Here is a 3,186-nt window from a genome sequence, read left to right as displayed (position 1 = left end):
GTTGCAACACATCCTTTGCTGTCAACTTTAATCTTTCTAAATTCAACTTTTTCATTTTGCTTTTGATAAATAAAGTTTATTATTTCCCCGGACCAGCTAAGGACACCCGGGATTTGTGCCCATTCATCGCGATAGAATATTTATATTTACCTACTTGTAGGCATTTATTTCCTTGAGGTCTGCAATTCGGTATTCTTTTGGCAATTCATGTCCATTGATAAAAATAGTCGGTGTATGGGTGATTCCTTCCTTTCACACCAGATCTTCATGGCCAGAAGTTTTTCCTGCTGTTGGTCAAGTTCTCCATTCATGGGATACTGCCCGGCAAAAACCTCATAGTCCTTTTTTTCGGCAGTATACCAGATATCTAATGCTTTCTTCGTTACCTTGGGGTCCCCTTTGCTGTTTATTGCCATTAAATGGCTGATGGTTTTTGCATGGTGATCATCCATGCTGCCATTGGGAAAAAATATGATCTGTAAGTCAATGGTTCCATCTTCCACCAAACCCTCTAATTCCGGATGTGCCTCGGAACAGGGTCCACAATAGGGATTACAAACCTTGATGACTTGATACCTGGCGGATTCGTTTTTTAATAGTATACCCAGATCCCAGGTTGGATGGCTTAACTTCTTTGAGCGGGAAAGTAGGCTGTCAAAAATTACCGGATCGCTTTTTAATTTTTTCAGGTTTCTCTTGTAAGTAAAAAGAAGATCTTTTGCCTCCAGCATCGGTTTCAGATAAATCCATCCCAAAAGAATGCCAATAAAAAGAAAAGCAAAAGCAGCAATCGCCGGTAAGTCTATCGGATGCTGAAATAACTGCTGCGCCCATGCCAATGTCATTTCCAGAAGCAAGGCAGCAAGTAGGATCAGGCATATCCGGCACCATTTCTTTATCTTGAATGCCTGGTAATAAAAAGATATCCCCACGACCGGAAGCGTTGCCAGACTTAGCCAAGCAAAGGTGGGTAATAATCTTAGGGAAGATAATTGGGTTAGTAGCATCAGGGCGCCTCCAAAGAAGTAAGCAAAGGCTAGGGAACCGGGACTAATAGCCCCATCCGCAAACTTGAGAGCTTTAGTATCTAATACCGTATTGCAGTCCGTTTTCCCTCCCCCATTGCAAAATTTTTGAACCAACGGATTATCTTTGTCAATTTCTTGCCATAAAATCAATCCCGAAATACCCATACCGCTCAGCTTCAGCAGCAGTAAGCCTGCTGCGGCAAGTCCGTACCTGGTTTCCATCAGGTCATTCCATCCGAAACCTACTGCAATTAAAGCGCACAGGACCAGACCGCCTGTCAGGAAGGCCTGTATTTTCACTTTTTGAAGGCGTACTTCAATTCTCGGTTCCACTGCGTGGTCGCTTTTTTCTACCGCCAAAACCACCCCGGTCCATGAATTCAGAAAATCCTCCCTGCTTACTTTAAATCCCTTCCCCATTTCATCATATCCGGAAAAAATGTCTCCAGCGATATGGGAAAGGGTTTGGAAATATTCCTTTCCCTGTACCCGGACCTGCACGATACAGGGCATGGGAATCTGATCCAGCTTCTCTTTTCCGATCTTAAGGGGAAGTGTGCTGATATGGTACTTTTCCAACACATCCGAAAGGGTCAGCAAACTGGGGAATTGCGGATGGGTAAGGATTTCTTCCTTTAGGTAGTTATTAGTAAAGCGAATTTTCAGCAATTCGAGGATTCTTTTGGAAGTGTTGAAACAATTATTCATTTGGTACGGATTCTAAAATTATATAATGGCATTAATTTCATTTATAGACTTTACCATGGCCCCTCTAGATTTGTTTATTAAAAAGCCCCTCATAAGTAAGAAGGATAAATTTCTTTGAAATAATAATTATGGAAGATTTAATTTAACTTATTATAATTGGTGCTACGATTCCACCTGAATGTATTCATTATAATTATGGTTAAAATGACTTAATGATTTTTTCTTTATGAAATTAATTTACAAACACACAACTCAAATAGCTACGCTGCCATCACTCACAGTGCTAGTTCATAGTTATGTGAAAAACTAAAACTATTAGCAATATATGTTGTTTATTATAAAATTCAAATTATTTTAAATATAAATATTTTTTAGTAATAAAGTCATATAAAATGTTAAAAAGATGAAATAATTGAAAATTACCTTTATTTTTCCCTTGAAAAAAACATCTTTCTACAGGAAAAACTAATTATTTCATTCTAAATAATTTATAAAAAAGGATAGATTCGTCCAAGTAATTTTATTCAAGTTTAAAATTACTTTGATTTGAGCGATTCTAGGTCGATTTTCCCTTTTTCATGAAAACATGCCCTTGCTCGATTGCGAAGATATCCAGTTGTACTACTTCCAGATTACTTTCAGTTTGCTTAGCTGGTTTATTTTGAGAATCGTTTGAAAGCAGCCTTATTTTATCAGGTTTGCTCTTGCCATTGCCCCCAAGGTGGTGAAATGCTTGAATTCTTTTGTCTTAAATCAGAAATAGTAGGTGTTTATACTGACTCTCATTTTTCTAAAAATTTTCTCACCAGAATAAATACTTCGATTTTTTAAAGGAAATTGTATCTCATATGTCACTCTTGGCAAACCTGCCTGTCAGCAGACAGGGATGATTACTGTATTTTTTTGTATATCACAATCTAAGGTGATTTTACTTAACTCTTTTCTCTAATCTTTAAGCGATTGTACTTCTGGACCAACTTCCCATTTTTCATCAAAATAATCTGATTTATCCAAGTATTCTCGCTTCCATCTCTTAACCATTCTATCATTTAAACCATACTCATTTCTAATCATCATCTTATATTACATTTTTTATCATAATCGAAATTTATATATTCAGAGTGCAATTATTTCGTCAACACATAGGAGACAATCCAGGTCCAAGTATCCGTAGCCAGTTCCTTAAACCCCCTTAGAATGGTATCATCACTACATACATGCATTCCCTTTACCTTCTAAAGATATTTCTTCAGATGGTCATTGATATCCTCTTAACAGTCACAACCGTTAAGGTATATAGCCAGGTGATTGGCAAAATATCACTATATGAGAGGCAGAAGGTATTCCTCATAATGCCCATATGTTTATTAACCAGATCAGAAAGACCGGAAACAAAAAGAATTATAAAAAAAACAAAACCTCCGAATGGTGTGATTTTTTTCGCTGAATT

At 37.2% G+C, this 3,186-nt stretch carries 1 protein-coding gene; it reads right to left on the bottom strand.

What is annotated here, in order from left to right:
* Positions 1-164 precede the first annotated feature (164 nt).
* On the bottom strand, positions 165-1,736 hold the full coding sequence (locus AAC037_RS22515; protein WP_339905781.1) for a vitamin K epoxide reductase family protein: 1,572 nt from the start codon (positions 1,734-1,736) through the stop codon (positions 165-167).
* Between the last annotated feature and the right edge of the window lie 1,450 nt (positions 1,737-3,186).

It is taken from the genome of uncultured Cyclobacterium sp., from assembly GCF_963976465.1.
Lineage (GTDB): Bacteria > Bacteroidota > Bacteroidia > Cytophagales > Cyclobacteriaceae > Cyclobacterium.
The sequence above is the reverse complement of the archived record's forward strand: the minus strand, read 5'-3'. Positions and strand labels throughout refer to the sequence as shown.

Coding starts and splice junctions, on each gene's coding strand:
- AAC037_RS22515 (WP_339905781.1), bottom strand. CDS start 1,736: ATGAATAATTGTTTCAACACTTCCAAAAGAATCCTCGAATTGCTGAAA.